The 24,439-nt window shown below is 65.5% G+C and carries 25 protein-coding genes; 11 read left to right on the top strand and 14 right to left on the bottom strand.

Annotated elements, in window-relative coordinates; all coding sequences use genetic code 11:
- Positions 1–29 precede the first annotated feature (29 nt).
- Positions 30–1,565 (bottom strand): acyl-CoA carboxylase subunit beta, encoded by a 1,536-nt coding sequence (locus KW845_RS21165; RefSeq protein ID WP_218371285.1) that lies wholly within the window; start codon positions 1,563–1,565, stop codon positions 30–32.
- Between the two features lie 174 nt (positions 1,566–1,739).
- Between KW845_RS21165 and KW845_RS21160 the strand changes: the two genes are divergently transcribed.
- The gene (locus tag KW845_RS21160; RefSeq protein WP_218371284.1) at positions 1,740–2,657 is read left to right on the top strand and encodes a TrmB family transcriptional regulator; all 918 of its coding nucleotides are present in this window, start codon (positions 1,740–1,742) and stop codon (positions 2,655–2,657) included.
- Between the two features lie 94 nt (positions 2,658–2,751).
- Here the strand turns inward: KW845_RS21160 and metK are convergent, their stop codons facing one another.
- Positions 2,752–3,915 (bottom strand): methionine adenosyltransferase, encoded by a 1,164-nt coding sequence (gene metK / locus KW845_RS21155; RefSeq protein ID WP_218371283.1) that lies wholly within the window; start codon positions 3,913–3,915, stop codon positions 2,752–2,754.
- 228 nt (positions 3,916–4,143) lie between these two features.
- Between metK and KW845_RS21150 the strand changes: the two genes are divergently transcribed.
- Genes KW845_RS21150 through xerC form a run of 5 tightly spaced genes read left to right on the top strand, consistent with a single transcriptional unit; the run spans position 4,144 to position 8,611 of the window.
- A complete protein-coding gene (locus KW845_RS21150; RefSeq protein ID WP_370628274.1) occupies positions 4,144–5,085 on the top strand; it encodes a lysophospholipid acyltransferase family protein in 942 nt (313 codons plus the stop codon).
- Positions 5,078–5,968 carry a lysophospholipid acyltransferase family protein gene (locus KW845_RS21145; protein WP_218371281.1) on the top strand — a complete coding sequence of 297 codons (891 nt, stop codon included), beginning with the start codon at positions 5,078–5,080 and terminating at the stop codon, positions 5,966–5,968. Before KW845_RS21150 ends, KW845_RS21145 begins: the two co-directional genes overlap by 8 nt.
- 32 nt (positions 5,969–6,000) lie before the next feature.
- Positions 6,001–6,924 (top strand): diaminopimelate epimerase, encoded by a 924-nt coding sequence (gene dapF, locus KW845_RS21140; RefSeq protein WP_218371280.1) that lies wholly within the window; start codon positions 6,001–6,003, stop codon positions 6,922–6,924.
- Positions 6,921–7,598: a DUF484 family protein gene (locus tag KW845_RS21135; protein WP_218371279.1), complete on the top strand. Its 678-nt coding sequence runs from the start codon at positions 6,921–6,923 to the stop codon at positions 7,596–7,598. The genes dapF and KW845_RS21135 overlap by 4 nt, the downstream gene beginning before the upstream one ends.
- Positions 7,599–7,630: 32 nt before the next feature.
- On the top strand, positions 7,631–8,611 hold the full coding sequence (gene xerC / locus KW845_RS21130; RefSeq protein WP_218371278.1) for a tyrosine recombinase XerC: 981 nt from the start codon (positions 7,631–7,633) through the stop codon (positions 8,609–8,611).
- Positions 8,612–8,621: 10 nt separating this feature from the next.
- On the opposite strand, the gene KW845_RS21125 is transcribed toward xerC, so the two are convergent.
- The 7 genes from KW845_RS21125 to KW845_RS21095 form a co-directional block, all read right to left on the bottom strand.
- Positions 8,622–10,709, bottom strand: coding sequence for a TonB-dependent receptor domain-containing protein (locus tag KW845_RS21125; RefSeq protein WP_218371277.1), 2,088 nt, complete (start codon positions 10,707–10,709; stop codon positions 8,622–8,624).
- A 126-nt stretch (positions 10,710–10,835) separates the two neighbouring features.
- Entirely contained in the window at positions 10,836–11,867 is a 1,032-nt protein-coding gene (locus tag KW845_RS21120) for a nickel/cobalt transporter (protein WP_218371276.1), read from the bottom strand.
- Positions 11,864–12,454, bottom strand: a complete 591-nt coding sequence (locus KW845_RS21115; protein ID WP_255592849.1) for a DUF1007 family protein — start codon at positions 12,452–12,454, stop codon at positions 11,864–11,866. The genes KW845_RS21120 and KW845_RS21115 overlap by 4 nt, the downstream gene beginning before the upstream one ends.
- A 41-nt stretch (positions 12,455–12,495) precedes the next feature.
- Positions 12,496–13,479 (bottom strand): metal ABC transporter solute-binding protein, Zn/Mn family, encoded by a 984-nt coding sequence (locus tag KW845_RS21110; protein WP_218371274.1) that lies wholly within the window; start codon positions 13,477–13,479, stop codon positions 12,496–12,498.
- A gap of 12 nt (positions 13,480–13,491) precedes the next feature.
- A complete protein-coding gene (locus tag KW845_RS21105; protein WP_218371273.1) occupies positions 13,492–14,367 on the bottom strand; it encodes a metal ABC transporter permease in 876 nt (291 codons plus the stop codon).
- Positions 14,364–15,092, bottom strand: a complete 729-nt coding sequence (locus KW845_RS21100; RefSeq protein ID WP_218371272.1) for a metal ABC transporter ATP-binding protein — start codon at positions 15,090–15,092, stop codon at positions 14,364–14,366. The genes KW845_RS21105 and KW845_RS21100 overlap by 4 nt, the downstream gene beginning before the upstream one ends.
- Positions 15,089–15,238: a hypothetical protein gene (locus tag KW845_RS21095; protein ID WP_218371271.1), complete on the bottom strand. Its 150-nt coding sequence runs from the start codon at positions 15,236–15,238 to the stop codon at positions 15,089–15,091. Before KW845_RS21095 ends, KW845_RS21100 begins: the two co-directional genes overlap by 4 nt.
- 153 nt (positions 15,239–15,391) lie before the next feature.
- Here KW845_RS21095 and KW845_RS21090 point away from each other — a divergent pair, with 153 nt between their 5' ends.
- The 3 genes from KW845_RS21090 (at position 15,392) to dksA (ending at position 17,771) form a co-directional block, all read left to right on the top strand.
- The gene (locus KW845_RS21090; protein ID WP_218371270.1) at positions 15,392–15,898 is read left to right on the top strand and encodes a Fur family transcriptional regulator; all 507 of its coding nucleotides are present in this window, start codon (positions 15,392–15,394) and stop codon (positions 15,896–15,898) included.
- 242 nt (positions 15,899–16,140) lie between these two features.
- A complete protein-coding gene (locus tag KW845_RS21085; RefSeq protein WP_218371269.1) occupies positions 16,141–17,250 on the top strand; it encodes a GTP-binding protein in 1,110 nt (369 codons plus the stop codon).
- Positions 17,251–17,306: 56 nt separating this feature from the next.
- A complete protein-coding gene (dksA, locus tag KW845_RS21080) occupies positions 17,307–17,771 on the top strand; it encodes an RNA polymerase-binding protein DksA (RefSeq protein ID WP_218371268.1) in 465 nt (154 codons plus the stop codon).
- A gap of 117 nt (positions 17,772–17,888) precedes the next feature.
- Here the strand turns inward: dksA and KW845_RS21075 are convergent, their stop codons facing one another.
- Genes KW845_RS21075 through KW845_RS21055 form a run of 5 tightly spaced genes read right to left on the bottom strand, consistent with a single transcriptional unit; the run spans position 17,889 to position 22,332 of the window.
- A complete protein-coding gene (locus KW845_RS21075; RefSeq protein WP_218371267.1) occupies positions 17,889–18,791 on the bottom strand; it encodes a 2-hydroxy-3-oxopropionate reductase in 903 nt (300 codons plus the stop codon).
- Complete coding sequence (gene hyi, locus KW845_RS21070; protein WP_218371266.1) at positions 18,788–19,594, bottom strand: hydroxypyruvate isomerase; 807 nt, start codon at positions 19,592–19,594, stop codon at positions 18,788–18,790. Before hyi ends, KW845_RS21075 begins: the two co-directional genes overlap by 4 nt.
- Positions 19,595–19,603: 9 nt before the next feature.
- Positions 19,604–20,524: a dihydrodipicolinate synthase family protein gene (locus KW845_RS21065; RefSeq protein WP_218371265.1), complete on the bottom strand. Its 921-nt coding sequence runs from the start codon at positions 20,522–20,524 to the stop codon at positions 19,604–19,606.
- A gap of 46 nt (positions 20,525–20,570) precedes the next feature.
- Positions 20,571–21,539, bottom strand: coding sequence for a tripartite tricarboxylate transporter substrate binding protein (locus KW845_RS21060; protein WP_218371264.1), 969 nt, complete (start codon positions 21,537–21,539; stop codon positions 20,571–20,573).
- 28 nt (positions 21,540–21,567) lie between these two features.
- The gene (locus KW845_RS21055) at positions 21,568–22,332 is read right to left on the bottom strand and encodes a GntR family transcriptional regulator (protein WP_370628263.1); all 765 of its coding nucleotides are present in this window, start codon (positions 22,330–22,332) and stop codon (positions 21,568–21,570) included.
- A 148-nt stretch (positions 22,333–22,480) separates the two neighbouring features.
- Between KW845_RS21055 and hslV the strand changes: the two genes are divergently transcribed.
- Together hslV and hslU are read left to right on the top strand one after the other, a co-directional pair.
- Positions 22,481–23,020 carry an ATP-dependent protease subunit HslV gene (gene hslV / locus KW845_RS21050; RefSeq protein WP_218371263.1) on the top strand — a complete coding sequence of 180 codons (540 nt, stop codon included), beginning with the start codon at positions 22,481–22,483 and terminating at the stop codon, positions 23,018–23,020.
- Between the two features lie 38 nt (positions 23,021–23,058).
- Complete coding sequence (hslU, locus tag KW845_RS21045; RefSeq protein ID WP_218371262.1) at positions 23,059–24,393, top strand: ATP-dependent protease ATPase subunit HslU; 1,335 nt, start codon at positions 23,059–23,061, stop codon at positions 24,391–24,393.
- Positions 24,394–24,439 lie beyond the last annotated feature (46 nt).

The raw sequence follows: 24,439 nt of genomic DNA, 5'->3' as shown, positions 1-24,439 counted from the left end.
CGGCGTTTCCTTGAAGATCGTTATCGGGTTCAGTAGCTGGTGGGCCAGCAGGCCAGCCGGTGCGCGCCGATGCCCCCCGAGGGTTTGCGCGAATGGATGGCCAGCAGGCGCTTCAAGTAAGCACGCGTTTCGCGCGGATCGATCACGTCCTTGGCTTCATACAAGGACGCCAGCGCCCAGGGGGCGTTGTCCTGGTTGATCTGCTCGACCAGCTGCTGGAATTTCTCGGGGTCTTCGTCGTGGCGCACGCCGTACAGGACGTTGACGGCGGTTGCCGGATCCATGAAGCCGAAATCGGCACATGGCCAGGCCGCGGCTTCATCGCTATTGCGCCCGCCCCCCATGTTCAGGTATGCCTGGCCGTAGTTCTTGCGCAGGGTGATGACAAACCGCGGCACGGTCACCTGGGAGAGCGCGTTCATCCAGTTCATGATGCGCCCTGGCGCGCCGCGCTTCTCGCCATCGATGCCGATCAGGAAGCCGGGCTGGTCTGCCAGGAAAACAAGGGGAATATTGAACGAGTCGCACAACACCAGGAAGCTGGTGGCCTTCGCGCAGGCGTCCACATCGATGGCGCCGCCCTTGAACTTGGGATTATTGGCCAGCACGCCCACCGTGCGCCCGGCGATGCGGCCCAGCCCGGTAACAATAGACTTGCCGAAGCGCGGCTTGAGCTCGAACAGGCTGTCCGTGTCGAGCAACCGGCGGATCACCTCCCGGCTGTCGTAGGTCTTGGCGCGAGACTCAGGCACGATGTCCAGGATATCGGCCATGGCGTCATCGGACCCTGCCGGCACGGGTGCCACCGGCGGTGCCTCGCCGCTGTGGCTGGGCAGGTAGCTCAGGAAACGCTTGATGACTTCCAGCGCTTCCTCATCGGTATCGACCGCGACATCGACAATGCCGGTCGTGCCGGTGTGCAGTTTCCAGCCGCCCAGGTCTTCGGCATCCACCGCCTGCTTGATGGCCAATTCCGTGACGCGGCTGCTGGCAACCGCCATGGTGGCGCCCTTGCGCATCACGACAAAATCGGACAGGCAGGCGTACCAGGTGGACGAGCCATAGCAGTTGCCCAGCAGGGCCGACACCCAGGGCGTGCGGCGGTCGCGCAGATATTCGGTGGGATCCTGCCCCAGGATGGCGCGGCCTGCCGCGCCCATCCGGTCGGGCATGCGCGCGCCGGCCGATTCGCCCAGCAGGACCAGGGGCATGCCGGAATCGGCCGCCACCTGCCGCACATGCTTGATTTTCTTGCCGTTGACGACACTGCTGGATGCCCCCATGACAGTGAAATCGTTCGACACGACTGCCACTGGGCGGCCGGTGATCGCGCCGAAGCCGGCGATCTTGCCATCGGCCGGCGTCTTCTCGCGCGCTTCCGGACGATACGACGTGGCCAGCAATCCGGACTCGCAGAAACTACCCGGGTCGAGCAGCGCATCCAGGCGTTCGCGCGCGTTCAGGACACCTTGGGCGCGACGCTTCGCAAGGCGTTCTTCCCCGCCCATGGCGTAGGCCTTGCTGCGCCGCTGCTGCAGTTCCTGGATGTGGGTTTCATGGCTCATGGTCGTGCGTTGCCTCCGGGCTAAAATTAATAGTAGTTATAGCTACTACTAAAAGTCAAGCGCGTGACGGACGCTGCCATCGTGGCGTGCGGGCAGCCCATCGCCGCCAGGGTTCGGCATTACACTTTGTGGCCCAGGGATTTCTTGGAAAGCACCTCAACAAGGGCGCGTCATATGTCAAAGAGCGTAGCGGCCAAGCCTGCCGCAAAACGCAGGAACGCTGCGGATCCGGTCCATGATCTACAGCGCCTGGGTTTCTCCGAATACGAAGCCAGCGCATACATAAGCCTGCTGCAAGCCAGTCCGGCCACGGCCTACGAAATCAGCAAGCGTTGCGGCCTGCCTCGCGCCAATACGTATGGCGCGCTGGAAGGCCTGGCCAAGAAACGCGCGGTCCAGCCTGTCAGCGAAAGCCCGGCCCGCTATGTGCCCGTGGATCCGGCGGTGCTGCTGGGCGATATCTCAGATGACATCAGCACCGTCTGCAGCCGCCTGAAGCAAAGCCTGGACAACCTGGGGTCGGAAGAAGATCCGAATGTCGTCTGGAGCATCGAAGGCCAGGAACGCATCCAGGAAAAAATCAATGAACTGATCGACGGCGCCTCGGAACATGTGTGGATCAAGGCGTCGACAGACATCCTGCGCGAGCATGCCGCCAAGATGAAAAAAGCCGCGGCGCGCGGCGTGAAACTGGTGTTCGTCGTGTTTGGCGAAGACGTGGAATTTCTACGCTTCGGCGCCAATTCGAAGATCTACCTGCACGAAGGCAATGGCTTTCGCGTCGGTGGCGCCGACAACCTGTTCACGCTGGCCATCGACTACCGGGTCGCGCTGACGGCCAACCTGGGCGAGACCCTGACGGGCGCCTACACCACCAATTCCGCCATCGTGCGCATGGCCGAGACCCTGATCCGCCACGACATCTACATGGCCGAAATGATGTCCGCGTTCGGGGACCAGATCGAGAAGAAATTCGGCAAGGCCCTGGTCCAGTTGCGCAAGCAGCTGTTTTCGCCGCAACAGATGGCGCTGCTGCGAACCAACCTGCCGCAAGCGGATATCGACCCGGCCGCGAGAAAACCGGCGAAGTAACCAGCCCGGCCCCAAGAAAAACGGCCCAGCGCCCTGTGCATTCCAGAGGCTGGGCCCAGGGCCGGGACAGGCCCTGCGGTTTCTTGCTGCCGGATCAGGCCGCTTGCTTCAGGGTCTGGACCTTGTCGGCGGTTTCCCACGAGAACTCGGGTTCGGAACGGCCAAAATGGCCGTACGCCGCCGTCTTGGTGTAAATGGGGCGCAGCAGGTCGAGCATGTTGACGATGCCCTTGGGACGCAGGTCGAAGTGCTCGCGCACCAGCTTGGCGATCTGGTCGTCGGGGATGACGCCGGTGCCTTCGGTATAGACCGTGATGTTGATGGGTTCGGCCACGCCGATAGCGTAGCTGACCTGCACCTGGCACTGGCGCGCCAGGCCCGCGGCCACCACGTTCTTGGCCACGTAGCGCGCCGCATAGGCGGCCGAACGGTCGACCTTGGACGGGTCTTTGCCCGAGAACGCGCCGCCGCCGTGGGGGCAGGCGCCGCCGTAGGTGTCGACGATGATCTTGCGGCCGGTCAGGCCGCAATCGCCTTGCGGGCCGCCGATGACGAAGCGGCCGGTGGGGTTCACCAGGAACTTGGTCTTGGGCGTGATCAGGCCGTCGGGAAAACTGGGCTTGATGATGTCTTCGATGACGGCCTCGTGGATGGCCGACTGCGAGATTTCGGGCGCGTGCTGGGTCGACAGCACCACGGTATCGACTTCGACCGGACGGCCGTCGACGTAGCGGAAGGTGACTTGCGATTTGGCGTCGGGGCGCAGCCACGGCAGGCGGCCATCTTTGCGCAGTTCGCTCTGGCGCTGCACCAGGCGGTGCGCGTACCAGATGGGGGCCGGCATCAGGTCGGGGGTTTCGTCGCAGGCGTAGCCGAACATCAGGCCCTGGTCGCCCGCGCCCTGGTTCAGGTAGTCTTCCGAGGTGCGGTCCACGCCCTGGGCGATGTCGGGCGACTGCTTGTCGTAGGCCACCAGCACCGCGCAACCCTTGTAGTCGATGCCGTAGTCGGTGTTGTCGTACCCGATGCGGCGAATGGTGTCGCGCGCCACCTGGATGTAATCGACATTGGCCGTGGTGGTGATTTCGCCAGCCAGCACTACCAGGCCGGTATTGCACAGCGTTTCGGCGGCCACGCGGGCGTTGGGATCTTGCGTAAAGATGGCGTCGAGGATGGCGTCGGAAATCTGGTCGGCGACCTTGTCCGGATGCCCTTCCGAGACGGATTCAGAAGTAAAGAGGAAATCGTTGTTGGCCACGGATACGTCCTTACGAGACCGGCGGCGCCGGCACACAGGTTTAACGAGGCGCGTAGCGCCCCGGATCTGAACCTGCCTTTGACGATCTGGGCGCGACGCTTTAGCGGATTTTGCCTGAAACGCGCACCGCGCCCCAGACGTCGCCCCGCAAGTTGTCGGTTAACTCGGCGACTGGGGGCATTTTAGGCGAAAATGCCCACTTCTTGCTGATCGCTTGAATCTATAGATATATACCGCGGCACGCGTCCGGCGCGCCGCACTTGCTCCTGGCCTCGCATGCTGCTCCTCGCCTTGTTCCGCGCCGTCGCCCTGCTTCCCCTGCCCCTGCTGCATGCAGTGGGGCGGGTTGCGGGCCTGTTCACCTATGCCTGGCCGGGCCGGTACCGCCAGCGGCTGCGCGCCAACGCGGCCCAGGCCGGCTATGCCGATGCCGCCTTCGCGCGCCGCGCGGCGGCCGAGACCGGCGCCATGATCCTGGAAATGCCCAAGGTCTGGTTCCGCAGCGCCGAAAGCCTGGCCAAGACCACCTCCGACGAATTCCACGTGGTCGAGGCCGCCCTTGCCGAAGGCCGCGGCATTCTGTTCCTGACGCCGCACCTGGGCTGCTTCGAGATCATCGCGCGCTATGCGGCGGTGGCCCGCCGCACCCCGGTCACCGTGATGTTCCGGCCCCCGCGCATCGAGGCGCTGGCCCCCTTGCTGGCCACCGCACGCAACACCTCGGGCCTGAAGGCCGTGCCGGCCACCATGCAAGGCGTGCGCGAATTCGTGCGGGCGCTGCGGCGCGGCGAAACGGTGGGGCTGCTGCCCGACCAGGCCCCCGGCGAAGGCGAGGGCGTGTGGGCACCGTTCTTCGGCCGCATGGCCTACACCATGACGCTGCCGGGCAAGCTGGCCGCGCAAACAAAGGTGGCGGTCGTCGTGGTGGCGGGCGAGCGCCTGCCGCACGGGCGCGGCTGGCGCGTGCATTTCGCGCGCGTGCCCGAGCCCCTGCCGGACGACCCGCAGGCCCGGGCCGCCCTGTTCAATGCCTCCATGGAAATATTGATCCGGCGCTTTCCGCATCAATATTTGTGGAGCTACAACCGCTACAAAACCCCGCGCAACGCCCCGCCCATCCCCCCCATGGCCGCCAGCACACCCCCTGATACCCCGGCTTCCCATGACTGACTTCAAGACGCGGGCCTTGGAAGCGCTGTTCGCAGGGTTCGGCCGCATGCGCCCGGCCACGCGCCAGCGCATCGGCGCTGCGCTGGGCTGGCTGGCCCCGAAACTGGCCCGATCGCGCGCGCGCATCGTGCGCCTGAATCTGCGGCTGTGCTTTCCCGACCAGCCCGAGGCGGTGCGCGAACGCTGGCTGCGCGAGCACTTCCGCGCGCTGGCGCAAACCATCGTCGACCGAGGCGTGCTGTGGTATGGCACCCCCGAAGCCGTACGCGAACTGGTCACCGAAAATGGCACCGAGCTCGTCAACACCCTGGTGGCCCAGGGACGGCCCGTGCTGTTGCTGGCGCCGCACTTCGTGGCCCTGGACGCCGCGGCCACGCGCCTGACCCTGGAACTGCCCAGCAGCGCCACCATGTACACCCCGCAAAGCGACCCGGCGGTGGACGCCATCGTGTGCAAGGGCCGAGCCCGCTTCAATGAAGTGTTCCTGGTCAGCCGCAAAGAAGGCGTGCGCGAACTGATCCGGCACCTGCGCAAGCCGCGCCCGGTGTACTACCTGCCCGACATGGATTTCGGCCGCAACGGCGCCGTGTTCGTGCCGTTTTTCGGCGTGCCGGCTGCCACGCTGCTCGCCACCGCCCAACTGGCGCGCAAATGGAACGCCGCCGTCATGCCCGTAATCGACTTCTGGGACCCGGCCACCGGCCGCTACCATGTCGAAGTACTGCCGCCCCTGGAAGATTTCCCTGGCAACGGCACCCTGGAAGACGCCACCGCGCGCCTGAACCGCGACATCGAGACCTGGGTGCGGCGCTGCCCCAGCCAGTACTACTGGGTGCACCGCCGCTTCAAGACCCGCCCGCTGGGCGAGGCCAAGTTCTATTAGCACTATTTGGCGGCCGACACCGCCGCGCCGTAATGGGCGATAATCGGCCAATGATCTGGAACTTCACCAAGATGCATGGCGCGGGCAACGACTTCGTCGTGCTCGACGGCGTGCGTCAAGCCATAGCCATGACGCCCGAGCGCGCGCGCGCCCTGGCCGACCGCCATTTCGGCATCGGCGCCGACCAGATCCTGCTGGTCGAGCCCGCCACCCGGCCCGATGCCGACTTCCGCTACCGCATCTTCAACGCCGACGGATCCGAGGTCGAGCACTGCGGCAATGGCGCGCGCTGCTTCGTGCGCTTCGTGCACGAGCAGCACTTGTCCGACCGCAACCCGCTGCGCGCCGAAATCGCCACCGGCATCCTGGTGCTGGACGAGGGCGACGACGAACAAGTCACGGTCGACATGGGCGTCACCCGGTTCGATCCGGCCGCCCTGCCATTCGACACCGCGGGGCTGGCATCCACCGTTCAGGGCGACGACACCCTGTGGCAGCTCGACCTGCCCGACGCCCCCGCCGGGCTGCCGCGCAGCGTACTTGTGTCGGCCGTGGCCATTTCCAATCCACATGCCGTGCAGCAGGTCGACGACGTCGACACCGCGCCGGTGGCCGCCGTCGGCCCGTTGGTCGAGCGCCATCCGCGCTTTGCGCGACGCGTGAACGCCGGCTTCATGCAAGTGGTCGATCGCCACACCATCCGCCTGCGTGTCTACGAGCGCGGCGCCGGCGAAACGCTGGCCTGCGGCACCGGCGCCTGCGCCGCCGTGGCGGCCGGCATCCGGCGCGGCCTGCTCGATACGCCTGTACGCGTGCACACGCGCGGCGGTACGCTTACGGTCGACTGGAACGGCGAGCGCCTGCGCATGACCGGCCCGGCCGCTTCCGTCTTCACGGGCCAGGTCGATATCGACAAACAGGTTTTTTCCATGGCCCTAGCCCCTACGCCTTCATGACCGATACCGCTTTCACCGCCCAGGACGTCGCGGATTTCCTGCAGAACAATCCGGACTTCTTCGACCAGCACGCCGAGGTCTTCGCCACCTTGCAGGTGCCGCACCCGCATGGTGCGCGCGCCATCTCGCTGGGCGAACGGCAGATCCTCACGCTGCGCGAGCGCAACCGCGAGCTCGAATGGCGCCTGAACGAACTGGCCCACCATGCCGATTCCAACGAGGCCATCGGCGAACACGTGTCGCAGTGGTGCTGCCGCCTGCTGGGCGAAACCGAACCGCAGCACCTGCCCGGCGAGATCGCCCTGGGCCTGGCCGAACAGTTCGACCTTAATCACGTTGCCTTGCGTCTTTGGAACCTGCCCGGCCAGCCGCCTTCAGGCTACGGCCTGCCGGTATCGCCCGACGTGCACGCTTTCGCCGACAGCCTGAAAGCGCCTTATTGCGGCCCCGATACCGAATTCGAGGCGGCTGGCTGGCTCGACGCCAAGCCGCAATCGCTGGCCCTGGTACCGTTGCGGCTGGAACCCGACCAGCCCAGCGTCGGCCTGCTGGTACTGGGATCCGACGACCCCGATCGCTTCAGCCCCGAAATGGGCACCGTATTCCTCGAGGCCATCGGCCGCCTGGCATCGGCCACGCTGCGCCGGCTGGCCGTGCCCGCCGCGCAGCCCTGACCGGGCTTGGGCGGCAACCGGCCTGCCACGCTATGAGCCACGCCGATCCCGCCCCGCCCGAAGCCCTGCCGCGGCCCCTGGACGAATGGCTGCACCACCTGCGGGCCCATCGGCGCTACTCGCCCCATACCCTGGACGCCTACCGGCGCGACCTGCGCCAACTGGCTGACCTGGCCCAGGCAACGCACCTGCCACTAGAGCAACTGGCCAACGGCCACATCCGCCAGTTCGTGGCGCGCCTGCATGCGCAAGGCCTGGGACCGCGCAGCCTGGCGCGCGTGCTGGCGGCCTGGCGTGGCTTCTATCAATGGTGGGCGCCCACGGCCGGGCTGGCCGGCAACCCGGTCGCCGGCGTGCGGGCCCCCAAGGCCCCGCGCGGCTTGCCCAAGGCGCTGTCGGTTGAACAGGCGCAGGCGCTGCTCGACCACGCCACCAATCGGCTGGCCACCGACCCGGCCGGCCTGCGCGACCGCGCCATGTTCGAATTACTGTATTCCAGTGGCCTGCGCCTGTCCGAACTGGTGGGGCTGGACCTGCGCTACGAACGTGCCGACGGCTACGAATCGCGTAGCTGGCTGAACCTGGCCGACGCCGAAGTCGTGGTGCTGGGCAAGGGCGGCAAGCGCCGCACCGTGCCCGTGGGCAAAGCGGCGCTGGCCGCGCTGCAGCGCTGGATCGAGGCACGCCCCCAACTGGCCGCCGCGGCGGCGCCCCCCACCGATGCCGCGGCGCTGTTCGTGGGCACGCGCGGCCGACGCATCGCTCCGCGCGTCGTGCAGGTTCAATTGGCCAAGTTGGCGCAGGCTGCCGGGCTGCCGGCCCACGTACACCCGCACGTCTTGCGCCACAGTTTCGCCAGCCACGTACTGCAGTCCGCGCAAGACTTGCGTGCCGTGCAGGAAATGCTGGGCCACGCCAACATCTCGACCACGCAGATCTACACCCGGCTCGACTTCCAGCACCTGGCCAAGGCGTACGACCAGGCACACCCGCGCGCCGGCCGCAAGTCGTAGCGCACCCCGCCTAGTACGTTACCCGCACCCCCAGCATCACGCTGCGGCCCGGCAGCGGCGCCACTTTCGAAATGAACGACGCGTGGTTGTAGGCCAGCTTGTCCAGCAGGTTGGTGCCGCGCAGATAGACTTCGTAGGCAGCATCCGCGCCCAGGCCGTCGCGGTAGCTGACCACGGCATTGACCATGTCGTAGCCCGGCGTGCTGGACTCGTACGACGCAATGTCGTTCTGGCGGAACACGTGGGCGTATTCAACGCCACCCGACCATTTTTGCCACTTGGCATTGGCGCGCACACCCAGCCGCGCGGCCGGGATGCGCGGCAAGTTGCCATCGCCGCCGGTCAGCTTGCCGCGCACATAATCGCCAAACACCGCAGCCGAAAAAACCTTGGTGAACTGATGCCGGACCTCGCCTTCCAGGCCGGTGAATTCGGCATCGCGCTGCGTGTATTCGATCAGGCGGAAGTCCTCGAACTGGTCCAGCGTATCGGCATAGATGTAGTTCTTCACCTTGTTGTGGAACGCGCTCAGGCTGAAGGTGGTGTCGCCCTCGTGCTTGCGCAGCGTCAGGTCGATATTGTGCGAGGTCTCTTTGCCCAGATCGGGGTTGCCGATTTCATACGTATTGGTGGCCAGGTGCACGCCGTCGGCATACAGCTCTTGCGCCGACGGCAGGCGCTGCGAACGCGACAGCGACAGGGCCACGGAATACTGGGGCGCGAAGTCCCAGATGGCCGAGGCCGACAACGACGTGCCCGACTCGCTCGAACGCGGCTGGCCGCCCTCGGGCGTGATGCGTTGCCAGTCCTGCCGCGCGCCGACTTCGAAGCGCCAATCGGCCAGGCGATATTCTTCCAGCAGGAAGATGCCGGTGGAACGGGTCTCGCTGCGCGGCAGGAAGGCTTCTTCCCCCTCTGCGCTGAAGTCGCTGTAGGCGTTCTGGACGCCGATCACGCCGCGCCATCCGTGCCAGGGCTTGTGCTCCAGTTCCAGGCGCGCATCGTAGCCGCGGTTCTTGAACGTGGTGCCCACTTCGCCGCCTTCGATTTCCTGGTGCTGGTAATCGGTCAGCCCGCCACGAAAGCGGATTTTCTCGAAGCCGGCGAATGGATCGGCATATTCGGCGCGCAGGTCGATGCGGTTGCTGCGCAGCTTCACGTAGGGCGGATCTTCGTGCTCGTGGTCATGATCGTGATCATGGTCGTCGTGGCCGCCATGGTCATGGTCGTGCCCGCCGCAATGCAGGTGCGTGCCGTGCGGATGGCACCCTTCGTATTCGTGGTTGTGCCCGGGCAGGCCGTATTCGCTTTCCAGGTAGGTGTATGCCACCCCCACGTAGCCGCGCGGCGTTATCCACGACAGGCCCACGGAGCCTTGCGAAGACTCGCTATACGAGCCTTCCAGTTCGCCGCCCGGCCAGTCGGGTACGTTGTAGTCGTCGGACCGGCGCTTCAGGCCTTCGACGCGCACCGCGAATTCCCCCGTGCCCGCCGTGATGCCCACGGTGCCGGCGCGCTCGCCGGTGCCGGTGGCGCCGCGTACTTCGGCTTCGGCTTCCACGCCTTTTTCGGGCACGGCGGTGGGAATCTTGCGGTCCAGCACATTGACCACGCCACCGATGGCGCCGCCGCCGTACAGCAGCGTGGCGGGGCCGCGCAGCACTTCGATGCGGTCGGCCAGCAGTGGCTCAGTGGTTACGGCATGGTCGGGCGAGATGTTCGACGCATCCATCAGTTCCGATCCATCGGACAGCACTTTCACGCGCGGCGCCGTCTGGCCCCGGATTACCGGACGGCTGGCGCCGCCGCCGAAAGTGTCCGAATGGATGCCGGGCAGGCCGTTCAGGGTGTTGCCCAGCGTGTCCTGGCGGCGTTCGATCAGGGCATCACCACTTAACACCAGCGCAGGCAGCGCCATGCTGTCGGGGTCCAGGCCCAAGGGGTTGGCCGACACCGTGATCGGCGCCAGCGTGGGCGCCTGCCGAGCTTGCGCCACATCGGGCAGGGCCTGATCCTGGACCTGGACCTGTTGCGCCTGAACGGCAGGGGCCAGCACCAGCGAAAGCGCCACGGCCAGCGGCAGCGGTTGGATATGCATTTCCCGTCCCATTAATGTTATATCATTCCAAAAACAAACGAATGATATAACATCTCAAAATTGATTGCAGGGGAAATCCACTTGTCGACGCCGCCGGCCGCCATGTCGGCACTCAGACACCCGATATCAGGCGCCGCCGGCCACCTGCCCACCCAGCAATAACAGGCCCAGCAGCAGGATGCAGAGCGCGGCCACCGCTTCGATCAGCCCCCGCAGGCGCGCCGCCCAGGCGGCCGACAAGCGGGCGCTGAAACGCGTGGCGGCCCCGCCCGCCATGACCGCCACGACGGCCAATGCCGCCACCGTCAGCCCCGTACCCACTCCCATGGCCAGGGCGGCCGCAATACCAGCGACGAAGAAGCCTTGCGACAAGGCAAACACCAGCACAATCAAGGCACCGCTGCATGGCCGCAGGCCCATCGCCAGGATGGCCGAGACGGCCTTGCGCCATTCCAGCGGGCCGGCCACCTGCTCGGCGGCGGGCGCATGCGCATGGCCGCAGCCGCAGTCGGCAACGTCATGGCCATGCCCATGACCCTGGTCGTGGGCATGGCCATGCCCGTGCGAGTGTCCCGGCGCCGGTTCATGCGCGTGGCGGCCCGCGCGGCGCAGCCAGCGCCGCACGGCCTTCTGCCAGACCAGCCAGGCCCCCAGCGTCACGATCAGCGCGTATGACGCGGTTTCCAGCCAGCGGGTGGCGCGATTCATGGTGGGCGCCGTGGCATTGAGCAGCCAGGCCAGCACCGCTACCAGGCTGATCGCCACCAGCGCCTGCAGCAAGGCCGACAACAAGGCCAGCAACGCACCATTGCGCGCGGTCTGGCGGTTGGCCAGCACGTACGACGCGATGACGGCCTTGCCGTGGCCCGGCCCCAATGCGTGGAACACTCCATAGGCGAACGACAACCCCAGCAAACCCCAGGCGGCGGCGCCATCGGCCTGCCAGGCACGCACGGCGCCGGTCAATTGCCGATAGAAATGGGTTTGCCAGGCCGATACCTGGCCCAATAGTGCAGTCAGCCAGTCCGGGCCGCCGGCCAGGCCGCCGCCGCCGCTTTCGGGCACGCCAAAAGGATGGCTGGCCTGTGCCCAGGCCGCCAAGGGCAGCAACAGGCCCAGCAACCCCAGCAACGACAGCGCGCAACGACTACGCCTCATCGACACGCCACCTCGATGCGGTGCGTCAACCCTTTGGTGATGGCGAACAATTCTTCAGGCAAGGCGTCGGGGTCGGCCGGAATGGCCGCCAGTTGCTGCATGGTTTTCCAATCCAGTTCGCGCGGTGGCTGGTAGGCCTGGGTGCAGCCAGCCGGCGCATCGGCCAGGGCCAATGCGCCCGATGCATCGAAGGCGTAGGCCACGAAGTACGTGGGATCATAGATATCGAAGCGCACCCCCTGCTTGCCCGGCGCCACCGGCTGCGCCAGCGGCAGCGTGAATGACAAGGTCAGGCGCTGGCCTTGCGGATTCCAGCGTACGACGGCGTCGCGCGGTTCGCCAAACGCCAGCACCTGGTCGCCGACGGCCGCGCGCGTGAAATAGTGCGACACCGGTTCGCCCAGGGCATTCATCCAGTCGCGCGCCATGCCCTGCAAGGTTTGCGCCGACAAGCTGCCATCCGGGCCTTTTTCCAGGCCTTGCGTGGTGTAGGTACCGAACATTTCGTCGAACAGCCAATCCTGGTGAATGGCGGCGATGCGGCCCTGCCCGTCAAAGGCGATGCGCGCGCGGGCATCGATCCACATGTGCGGGTGGGCCTGCGCCGCCGGCGCGGCGCAGGCCATGATCATTGCGGCTGCAAGGCAGCGGAGAGCTGGCGCGCATTCCATTCGAACATTCCAAGGTAAGTCGCGGCCGGCTTTCCGGACGGAGCCAGCGCGTCGGAATAAAGCGTACCACCCACCCGGGCGCCGGTTTCGCGCGCTACCTGCTGCACCAGCGCGGGGCTGGTGATGTTCTCGACAAACACCGCCGGCACATGCTCGCGCTTGACCTGCTCGATGATGCGCGCCATGTCGGCAGCCGACGGCTCGGCATCGGTGGACATGCCCGCCACAGCGATGAAGCGCACGCCATAGGCATCGCCGAAGTAGCCGAAGGCATCGTGCGAAGTCACGACCTGCCGCCGCGCCGCCGGGATATCGGCAAAGGCCTTGCGGACCTGTGCGTCCAGCGCTTCGATGCGTGCGATATAGGCCTGTGCACGCTGGCGATATGCCGCGGCCCGGGCCGGATCTGCGGCGGCCAGGCCCTCGGCGATATTGCGGGCGTAGATCGCGCCATTGGACAGGCTCTGCCAGGCATGCGGGTCCACGTCGCCGTGCTGGTGATGGTGGCCATGATCATGGTCATGGTCATGGTCATGGTCGTCATGGTCATGGCCGTGCCCGGCCCCGGCCAGCTTGCGCGGCGCAACGCCGTTCGATGCCACCACGGCGTGCCCGTTGAAGCCGGCCGCCTTCACCAGCCGCGGCAGCCAAGTCTCGAAATCCAGGCCATTCTCGACCAGCACGGCGGCGCCGGCCAGTTGACGCGCGGCCGCCGGCGTGGGCTCGTATCCATGCGCATCGCCATCGGGGCCGACCAATGTGGTCACCGCCGCATCGGTGCCGCCGATCTCCCGGGCCATGTCGCCCAGTATCGAAAAACTGGCCACGACACGCAGCGGCTCGGCGGCGCGCGCCATCATGGGCGCGGACACGCAGGCCGCCCCCAGCGTCAACATCATCAGCACGCGGCGACGCGCCTGCGCGGCAAAGAATCCATGCATGTTGTTCTCCTTTCAGCGATAGCGTGCCCGGCCATGAGCGGCCAGGCCGTGCAGCAGCCCGCCCTGCGGACCGCAGGCGACCGACACCAGATAGACCCCGCCTGCCGCCAGGATGATGGCGGGCGAGGCGGGCAAGTTGTAGTGATACGAGACCAGCAGGCCGGCAATGCCCGCGGCCACGCCCAGCGCGGCCGCCAGCACGATCTGGCCGGCCACCGACGGCACCCAGAAGCGTGCCGCTGCGGCCGGCAGCATCATCATGCCCACCACCATCAGGGTGCCCAGCACCTGGAATCCGGCCACCAGGTTCACCACCACCAGCACCAGGAAGGCCATATGCGCCAGGCTGCCGCCACCGCCGCTGGCGCGCAGGAAGCCGGGGTCCAGGCATTCGGCCACCAGCAATCGATACAGCACGGCCATGGCCAGCAGCGTGGCGCTGGCCGCGCCGGTGACCAGCAGCAGGGCCGCGTCGTCCAGGCCCAGCACCGTGCCGAACAGCACATGCAGCAAGTCCATGTTCGAGCCACGCACCGACACCAGCAATACACCCAGGCCCAGCGATATCAGGTAGAACGCCGCAAAGCTGGCGTCTTCGCGCAGCGGCGTCAGGCGCGCCACCAGCCCTGCCAGCACGGCCACCGCCAGGCCCGTGGCCAGCCCGCCCAGCAACATCGCGCCCAGCGACAAGCCGGACAGCAGGAACCCCGCCGCCACGCCGGGCAGAATCGCATGCGACATGGCGTCGCCCATCAGGCTCATGCGCCGCAGCACCAGGAACACCCCCAGCGGCGCCGCGCCCAACGCCGCGGCCGATGTGCCGGCCAGGGCGCGCCGCATGAAACCGTAGTCGACAAAAGGCGCCACCGCCCAATCCAGCAGGCTCATGTCCATTCCTCTTGCGCGCCGCGTGCAACGGCCAGGTGGGCCGGTGTCAGCACCTCGGCGGTCGGGCCCCAGGCCACTTGGCGCCCGGCCAGCAGCAAGGTCTGGCCGAAATGCCGGCGCACCAGCGCCAGGTCGTGCAGCACGGCAATCACCGTGCGGCCTTGTCGGTGCCAGGCGCACAGCAACTGCATCAAGGTATCGGCGGTATGGCTGTCGACCGCCGCAAACGGCTCGTCCAGCAGCAAGACCTGGGCGTCCTGCAACAGCAGGCGGGCGAACAGTGCCCGCTGCATCTGCCCGCCCGACAAGGCCCCCACCAGCCGCCCGGCCTCGCCGGCCAGGCCGACGGCATCGAGCGCCTGCCAGGCCCGCGCGGTTTCGTCGGCGCCGAACCGGCGCCACGGCCCTACCCGGCGCCAGCCACCCATGGCCACCATGTCCAGTACCGTGATGGGAAACGTGCGATCCAGTTCGGCGGCCTGCGGCAGCCAGGCCAGGCGGCGGCGCTCGGCGGCAGCGATATGCAGGCTGCCGGACAGCGGGCGCAGCAGCCCCATGATGCCCTTCACCAGCGTCGACTTGCCCGCCCCGTTTGGGCCGGCCACCGCCGTCATTGAACCGCGTGCGAAACTGCCCGACACGGCCTGCACGGCCGCCTGCCCGCGCCAGCCGAACGCCACGCCATGCAGGTCGATCACCGTGGCGGCACCCGGTTTATCCGTCATGCCGTGGCCCACCAGCCCAGCGCCCAGCTGGTCAGGGCCCACAGTGCCAGCGCGGCGGCCAGCGCCACGCCCAACCGGGCAAGCGCCGAAGCACGCAAGGCGGAGCGGCCAGCCCGGGCCGTCACGGCCGAAACGATATGAGACATACCAATGCGCAATACGTGCCGGCCGCCCGATGGCGGATGGCGATTAATGTAGATATGTTATATCATAACAAATATGGCAGGGTATGGCCGCCACCCGCCGGTCGCGTTTTCTGATACCTTCGCGGAATCGCCCCTGCCGGCCGCAAGATTCCGATGCCCACCTCGCCCAGCACCTCTCGTTCCGACCCCATAGGCGATCAACTGCGCACCGCCGAATCGCTGTGCGCGCAGCGCGGCCGCAGGCTGACGCCGATCCGCCGCAAGGTGCTGGAACTGCTGCTGCAGCACGGCCGCAGCCTGAAAGCCTACGAACTGCTCGACGCCATGCGCGCCGTGCACCCTGGCGCAGCGCCGCCCACGGTGTACCGTGCCCTGGATTTCCTGATGGACGAAGGCCTTATCCATCGGCTCGATGCCGTCAACGCCTGGACCGCCTGCCACGATGCGGCCGGCGCGCCGCACGACCTGCTGGTGGTGTGCACGGGCTGCGGCGCCGTGGCTGAAGTCAGCGATCCGGCCATGAGCCGGCAACTGGCCGAACGGGTCTCCCGCACCGGCTTTGCGCTGGCCACCCACGAAACCGAGATCCGCGCGCTGTGCCCCCAGTGCCAGCAGCAGTCCCCCGAGACGGGTCATCGCCACCACGGCCACGCGCACTGATCGCGCCTGGGGGCGGCGCGGCATGCTTGATATGCCGCGATCCATCCCCATATAACCGTATCTATCGGATTACGGCGGCGTTTTTCGACCTTCTCCGGAAAGCGTGGCTGGGGTTGGCCCGGGGTTTGCCCCCCCGCCCCGACTGTGCTGTAATCCTGCGTCCGGCCGCAACAGTGGCCCCCCTGTAGTCCACGCCCGAGCGGTGCCCCGTGCGCCCCAGGCCTTCAGCTTGCCGCCTTGCCATGAATACCCAGCGCAGTTTGGACAAAATGGTTCCCGTCACCATCCTCACCGGCTTTCTCGGTGCGGGCAAGACCACCCTGCTCAAGCGTATCCTCACCGAATTCCACGGCCGTCGCGTCGCGGTCATCGAAAACGAATTCGGGCCGGAAAGCATCGACAACGACCTGCTGGTGCAAGACAGCGATGAAGAAATCATCGAGCTCAGCAACGGCTGCGTATGCTGCACCGTGCGCGGCGACCTGATGCGCACCCTGGCCGAGCTGCGCACCAAGCGCCAGGCGGGCGAGCTCACGTTCGAACGCGTCATCCTTGAAACCACTGGCATGGCCAACCCCGGCCCGGTCTGCCAGACGTTCTTCATGGACGACGAGATCGCCGAATACTATCGCCTGGACGCCGTGGTCACGGTGGTCGATGCCAAGCACGGCATGGCCACGCTCGACGCCCAGCCCGAAGCCCAGAAGCAGGTCGGCTTTGCCGATCGCATCCTGGTGTCGAAGAAAGACCTGGTCAACGAAGCCGACTACGAAGCGCTGCGCGCCCGCTTGGTGCGCATCAACCCGCGCGCACCGATCTCGCCGGTAAATTTCGGCGACGCCGACCTGAAGTCCATCATCGACATCAGCGGCTTCAACCTGAATTCCATTCTCGACATCGACCCGGAGTTCCTGGCCGATGAACACCCCGACGCGGCGCACAGCCATGCCCACGGTCACGATCACGGCCATGACCATGGCCACGATCATGACCACGAAGGCGAATGCGGGGCGCATTGCCATCACGACCAACACCACCATCACCACCACGACGACGAAATCGGCGCCTTCGTCTTCCGCTCCAACAAGCCGTTCGATCCCGCGCGGCTTGAAGAATTCCTGGGCGGCGTGGTGCAGGTCTATGGTCCCGACCTGATGCGCTACAAAGGCATCCTGTACATGAAAGGCATCAATCGCCGCATGTTGTTCCAGGGTGTGCACATGATGATGGGTGCCGAACCCGGCAAGCCGTGGACCGCGGCCGAGAAACCATCCACCAAGATGGTGTTCATCGGCCGCAAACTGCCCCAGGAAATTTTCACCCGGGGCTTGGAGCAGTGCCTGGCGGGCTAACGCCGCAATCCCGACGCGCGCGTCGCGCCAGGATCGATTCATAGTGGAGTGTTTTCATGGCTACCAAGGCAGCAACCAAAAAATCAAGTAAGTCGGCGAGCGATACGGCGATTGATCTGCCCAGCGAACAAGAATTGCTGGCCATGCCCGAATCGGACTACATGAACGACCGCCAATTGGCGTTCTTCAAGGAACGGCTCAAGCAACTCGAACAAGACATCCTGGCCAATGCCGGCGAAACCACCGAGCACCTGCGTGAAACGCAATTCGTGCCCGACCCCGCCGACCGCGCCACCATCGAAGAAGAGCACGCGCTCGAACTGCGCACCCGCGACCGCGAGCGCAAGCTGCTGAAAAAAGTGCAACAGTCCATTGCCCGCATCGACAGCGGCGAATACGGCTGGTGCGAAGAAACCGGCGAACCCATCGGTGTGCCTCGCCTGCTGGCACGCCCCACCGCCACCCTGTCGCTGGAAGCGCAAGAGCGACGCGAAATGCGTCAGAAGCTGTACGGGGACTGATTCCTTTTCTATCGCTTGCCACGGAAAAGGGCAAGCTGGGTTCTGAACTGCACCCCAAAAGTTGGACACTGGTCCAACCTTTGGGGTGTTTTTCATGGCAAGCGCAACGGCACGAGGCTACGTGGCAGCAGCCAGGCCATGGCTGGCGGCATGCTCGACCGCCTGAACCAGTGCCGAATGATCCAGCTGAGCAATGTCCAGCGCCTGGCAGGCATTCATCAACTGCACCACCCCGGCGGTCTGCGGCAATGCCACGCCCAGGCTGCGCGCACCGGAAAGCGCCAGGCCCAAGTCTTTCTGGTGCAGCCGGATCCGGAAGCCCGGCTCGAAAGTGCGCTTGATCATGCGTTCGCCATGAACTTCCAGGATGCGCGAAGAAGCGAATCCGCCCATCAGCGCCTGGCGCACCTTGGCCGGGTCGGCGCCAGCCTTGCTGGCGAACACCAGCGCCTCGGCAACCGCCGCGATATTCAACGCAACGATGATCTGGTTGGCAACCTTGGTCGTCTGGCCGTCTCCATTGCCGCCGACCAGGGTCACGTTCTTTCCCATCAGGTCGAACAGCGGCTTGACGCGCTCGTACACCTGGGGCTCGCCACCGACCATGATCGTCAGGCTGCCGGCCTTGGCACCCACTTCGCCACCGGAAACCGGGGCGTCCAGGTAGTCGCCGCCCAGGGCGTTGACGCGGACCGCGAAGCCTTTGGTGGCGATGGGATCGATGGAACTGCAATCCACCACGATCTTGCCCCGGGACATGCCCTGGGCCACGCCATCGCCGCCGAACAGCACTTGCTCGACATCAGGGGTGTCGGGAACCATCAGGAAAATAATGTCTGCCCGTTCGGCGACTTCCCTGGCGTGGGCGCAGACCGTGGCTCCGCCCTTGACCAGCGTCGCTGGCACCGCGCTGCGCGTATGGGCAAAGAGCGTGTGGCCGGCGGCCAGCAAACGGCCGGCCATGGGCGTGCCCATGATGCCCAGGCCGATGAAGCCCAGCTTGAGTTTCGCTTGCGTCATTCGATGGCTCCTGTTGCATCCCGATGAACGGCCGGTATAGCGCGCCAACCCAGGCCGGCTTCGGTGTGACCCTGCGGCTTGTACTCGCACCCTATCCAACCCTGGTATCCCAGCGCGTCGATGTGCTGGAATAACCATGGATAGTGGATTTCCCCGGTGCCCGGCTCGCCGCGCCCCGGATTGTCTGCCAGTTGGATATGGCCGATGCGCCCGATGTGGGCGGCAAGCGTATTGCCCAACTCCCCTTCCATGCGTTGTGCATGGTAGATGTCGTACTGCAACCGCACGTTGGACGAGCCCACCTCATCGATGATAGACAGTGCCTCGCGAGTGCGCGTCACGAAAAAACCGGGAATATCGAAATCGTTGACGGGTTCGAGCAGCAAGCCTAACCCCGCCTCTTGAAGTGCGGCCGCGGCGAAACGCAAGTTCGCCACCAGTGTGCGACGGGCATCGGCAGCTGTCACGCCAGGCGGCAGCTTGCCCGCCAGGCAATTCAGTTGCGGGCAGCTCAGCGCGGTCGCATATTCGATTGCGTGGCCCACACCTACGCGAAATTCCGCCGCCCGATCGGGGTGGCAGGCAATGCCGCGCTCTCCGGCTTCCCAATCGCCGGCGGGCAGATTGTGCAGAACTTGCTCCAGGCCATTGGCGCGCAACGCATGGGCCAGTTCATGCTTGTCGCAAGCGTAAGGAAACAGATATTCCACCGCCTTGAAGCCAGCGCGCGCGGCCGCTTCGAAGCGCTGCATGAACGGCAGCTCGGTAAATAGCATAGTCAGGTTGGCGGCAAAGCGGGGCATTCGGTCTCCTTAGTCGTCGGCCCGCAGGCTCGCGTTCGGCAGCACACCGGCAAGCGCCTTGCGAATCGCGGCTTTCTGCGCGGGCGTGACCGCGGCCACCGGACGCAAGGTATGGCCAGTGGGCGCTCCCTGCAACCAGAGCGCGTATTTCGTGGTTGCCACCCGGTTGTCCGCATACAGGGCGTTCCAGAGGCGCAACAAGCGCGCGTGCATGTCTCGCCCAAACTCGTGGTCGCCTCGCTTGACCGCATCCCACAATTGCACAAGCGCCGAAGGTACCGCGGTCGTCAGGATCGAGATAACACCATGCGCGCCAAGTGCAATGCACGGGTAAAGCAATGCATCGACGGCAGCGAAGATGCGGTCCGTGGGGCGGGCGTCGACCAGCAAGTCGGCCAACGCCTTCAGGTCGCCGGCGCTCTGCTTCACACCCACCACGCCAGGCACTTCGCGCATGGCCTGCAAAAGCAGCGACGGGCTCAGGTAGTTCCAGGGAATCACGTTGTAGATCAGAATCGGCACATCGGTTTCATCGGCGATTTCACGGAAGTGACGCAGCATCGACGCGTCGTCGGTCTTGTAGATGTAATGGGCTGGAGTGACCTGCAGCGCCGACACACCCAGCGACGAAACAGCCTTGGCCTTGGCAATGGCATCGCGCGTGCTATTGGCAATGACTCCAGCCACCAGCGGCACACGGCCGTCGATTTCCTCGGCGGCGAGTTCGGTAATGCGCCGCAGTTCGTCGACACCCAGCGTGTACCCTTCGCCGGAACTGCCGCCCACCACCAGGCCGTGCACACCCTGGTCCAGCATGAAGCGTGTTGTTTCGCGCAAAGCTTGCTCGTCAAGCGAACCGTCGGCAGCGAACGGCGTAACCAGAGGCGGGACGATTCCCTGGATTTGTTCGGGAGAGAATATTTTGTTCATAGCGGATATGTGTTGAATGACAAGAAGGCTGTATCGACCTGCGCAATTACTGTGGCTCGACGCCGGCAAGTTTGATCAGGCGGTTGAAATTACCGATCTCGCTGCTGATGAATGCCTCGAATTCCTGCGGCGACGACGGGGCGGCTTCCAGGCCCAACTGCAGAAGCTTGGCTTTCACTTCGGGCGCATTGACGGCGCCAGCCACCGCAGCGTTGAGTTTGGCAATCACATCGGGCGGCGTACCTGCCGGGGCAACCACGCCGTTCCAGGTAATGACTTCGTAGCCGGGGAACATTTCGGCAACGGCGGGCACCTCGGGCAACAGGGGAGAGCGCCTGGCCGAGGTGACGGCGATAGCCTTGAGCTTGCCGGCCTTGATATGCGGCACCACCTCCAGGATCGGGCTGAACGACAGCTGGATCTCGCCGCTGAGCAGATCCGCATTGACCTGGCTGCCGCCCTTGTAGGGAATGTGCGTCATGCGCACGTCGGCAAGCGATTCGAACAGCACAGCTGATAGGTGTGGCGACGAGCCCGCGCCGGAAGTGCCGTAGTTCACTTTTCCGGGATTGGCCTTCAGATAGGCGACCAGCTCTTTCAGGTTCGAAGCGGGAACCGTCGGATGCACCACCAGCACGCCGGGGCTGGTGGTGGTTCTGGCCACGGGCGAGAAATCCTTGACGGAATCGTAAGGCAGCGACTTGTACAGGCCGGGATTGGCGGCCAGCGGCCCGCTGCTCAGGAAACCCAGCGTATAGCCATCGTTCTTTGCCCGCGCGACCGCGGTTGCGCCGATCGCACCGGCCGCCCCGCTGCGGTTCTCTACCACGACGGGCTGGCCCAATAGCTCACCCATGCGTTCTGCGATGATCCGTCCGGAAACATCGTTGTTGCCCCCGGCGCCGAACGGCACGATAAGCGTGATGGCACGCGAGGGGTATTGCTGCGCCTGTACAGTAGCGCACACAACGGAAAGCGCGCACAACGCCACCGCCTGTTTGAACAAGCTGATCATTTTGTTTGTCTCCTCTGGTACTTGAAAGTCAGCCGGTGCGAAGTCGGGGCGTATTGCTCCCTTCTTCCTCGAGCCCGCTGGCGCGGGCTACCACCCGCCGTTTTGATGCAGAAATGTGTTGTTCCATCAGCGCCACGGCGCGAGCCTCGTCGCGCGCCTGCAGTGCTTCGATGAACGACAGGTGTTCCACCATGGCGGGCAGTACCCGCATGGGCTGCGCAAGGTCGCTGTCGATACGGATGAGCTTGATGTGCAGGCTGTTGACTCGATAAATGTCCGAGACGATTTCGTTGTCCATGGCATCGACCATGCGGTGGTGCAGGCCCCAGTCCAACGCCTGGGCGTCTTTGTCGAGCTCGGCGTCCTGCGTGGAACGCTCGGCCCGCAACAGCATGTCTTGGTGAGCCTTGGCGATGCCCGCCAACTCTTCGTCGGTGGCGGATCGCACGAAATGCGCCACCGCCTCGCGTTCGACCATCGAACGCAACTGAAAGGCATTGCGGATGAGCTTCAGATCGACATGCGCAATCTGCAGCCCCCGCTTGGGGATCGTCGACAGCAGCCGCGCCGCTTCCAGCCGTGGGATGACTTCACGCACCGCCCCCAGGGGCAGGCCAAGCATCAAGGTAAGGGCTTGCTGCGAAACGAACTGGCCCGGGCTGAGCCGGCCGGCAAGCACCTGTTCGCAGAACCGCTCGTAGGCAAGATGCCGCAACTTGGCGGGGCTGGTGGCGGGCGGCTCGGCAGAGTACGGGGAAGGAATCGATTGCATGGCCGCAGTATAACTACTCACTAACATGTTATCAACATGTTTAAGAATCAACGGCCTGCGGCCTTCGCACGGCATCGGGCGGACGGGATAATGCAATGAGCCGCGCCCTTGCCACGCCTTGAAATCCGGCACCTCTGCCCTCAACTAGGGGCTTCAAAGGAAGGAACGCATGGAACAATTTCACGCCACCACCATCGTCTGCGTGCGCCGCGGCAACCGTGTCGCGCTGGGCGGCGATGGCCAGGTCACTCTGGGCAATGTCGTCATCAAGGGTACGGCCCGCAAGATCCGCCGCCTGTACCACGACAAGATCCTGGCCGGCTTCGCCGGCGCCACGGCTGATGCCTTCACGCTGCAAGAACGCTTCGAGGCCAAGCTGGAAAAGCACCAGGGCCACCTGATGCGCGCCGCTGTCGAACTCACCCGCGACTGGCGTACCGACCGCGTGCTGCGCCGCCTGGAAGCCATGCTGATCGTGGCCGACGCCGAACACACCCTGGTGCTGACCGGCAACGGCGACGTGCTCGAACCCGAGAACGGCCTGGCCGCCATCGGTTCGGGTGGGGCCTATGCCCAGTCGGCCGCGCTGGCGCTGCTGCGCAATACCGAGCTTGCGCCGCAAGATATCGTCAAGCAATCGCTGGAAATCGCCGGCGACATCTGCATCTACACCAACCAGAACCACGTCATCGAAACGCTGGGCGACTAAGCGGCCGCACACGGCCGCCCGCAGCAAGGATTCCGCTTATGTCCGCATCCACCATGACCCCCGGGGAAATCGTCTCCGAACTCGATAAATACATCATCGGCCAGAACCGCGCCAAGCGCGCGGTGGCCGTGGCCCTGCGCAGCCGCTGGCGCCGCCAGCAGGTCGACGAGCCGCTGCGCCATGAGATCCACCCCAAGAACATCCTGATGATCGGGCCCACCGGCGTGGGCAAGACCGAAATCGCCCGGCGCCTGGCCAAGCTGGCCAATGCCCCCTTCATCAAGATCGAGGCCACCAAGTTCACCGAAGTGGGCTACGTGGGGCGCGATGTCGACACCATCATCCGCGACCTGACTGAATATTCCATCAAGCAGACGCGCGAACTCGAAATGCGCCGGGTGCGCACCCAGGCCGAAGACGCGGCCGAAGACCGCATCCTGGACGCCCTGGTGCCGCCGGCGCGCAACACCGCGGGTGAACCCGAGCGCGGCGAAGAAAGCAACGCCCGCCAGACCTTCCGCAAGCGGTTGCGCGAAGGCAAGATCGACGACCTGGAAGTCGAGATCGAGGTCTCCCAGGCCATGCCCCAGATGGACGTCATGACCCCGCCCGGCATGGAAGAAATGGCCGAGCAACTGCGCGGCATGTTCGCCGGCCTGGCGCGCGACAAGAAAAAACCCAAGAAAATGAAGGTGAAGGAAGCCTTCAAGTTGATCGTCGAAGAAGAGGCCGCCAAGCGCGTCAACGAAGACGACCTGCGCACCGTGGCCATTGCCAACGTCGAACAGAACGGCATCGTCTTCCTGGACGAGATCGACAAGATCGCGGCGCGCCAGGAAACCGGTGGCGCCGACGTGTCCCGCCAGGGCGTGCAGCGCGACCTGCTGCCGCTGGTGGAAGGCACCACGGTCAACACCCGCTACGGCATGGTGCGCACCGACCATATTCTGTTCATCGCCTCGGGCGCGTTCCACCTGTCGCGGCCCTCGGACCTGATCCCTGAACTGCAAGGGCGCTTTCCCATCCGGGTCGAACTGGAATCGCTGTCGGCCCAGGACTTCGTGCGCATTCTGTCGGATACCGACGCCTCGCTGATCAAGCAGTACTCGGCCTTGCTGGCCACCGAAGACGTGCACCTGGAGTTCACGCCCGATGGCATCGAGCGCCTGGCCGAACTGGCGTTCTCGGTCAACGAGCGTACCGAGAACATCGGCGCGCGGCGCCTGTATACCGTCATGGAAAAGCTGCTGGAAGCCCTGTCGTTCGATGCCACCGCCAGCAGCGGCCAGAACATCAAGATCGATACTGCGTATGTCGATACGCAATTGTCCGAGGCGGCCGCAAGCCAGGACCTGGCGCGCTACGTGCTGTAGCCGCCCGCCTGCCCGCGGCATGGCGCAGGCCGCGGGCAAGCCGGCA

Origin of the sequence: Bordetella sp. BOR01, assembly GCF_019218885.1 — a bacterium.
Classification (GTDB): Bacteria; Pseudomonadota; Gammaproteobacteria; order Burkholderiales; family Burkholderiaceae_B; genus Bordetella_A.
The sequence above is the reverse complement of the archived record's forward strand: the minus strand, read 5'-3'. Positions and strand labels throughout refer to the sequence as shown.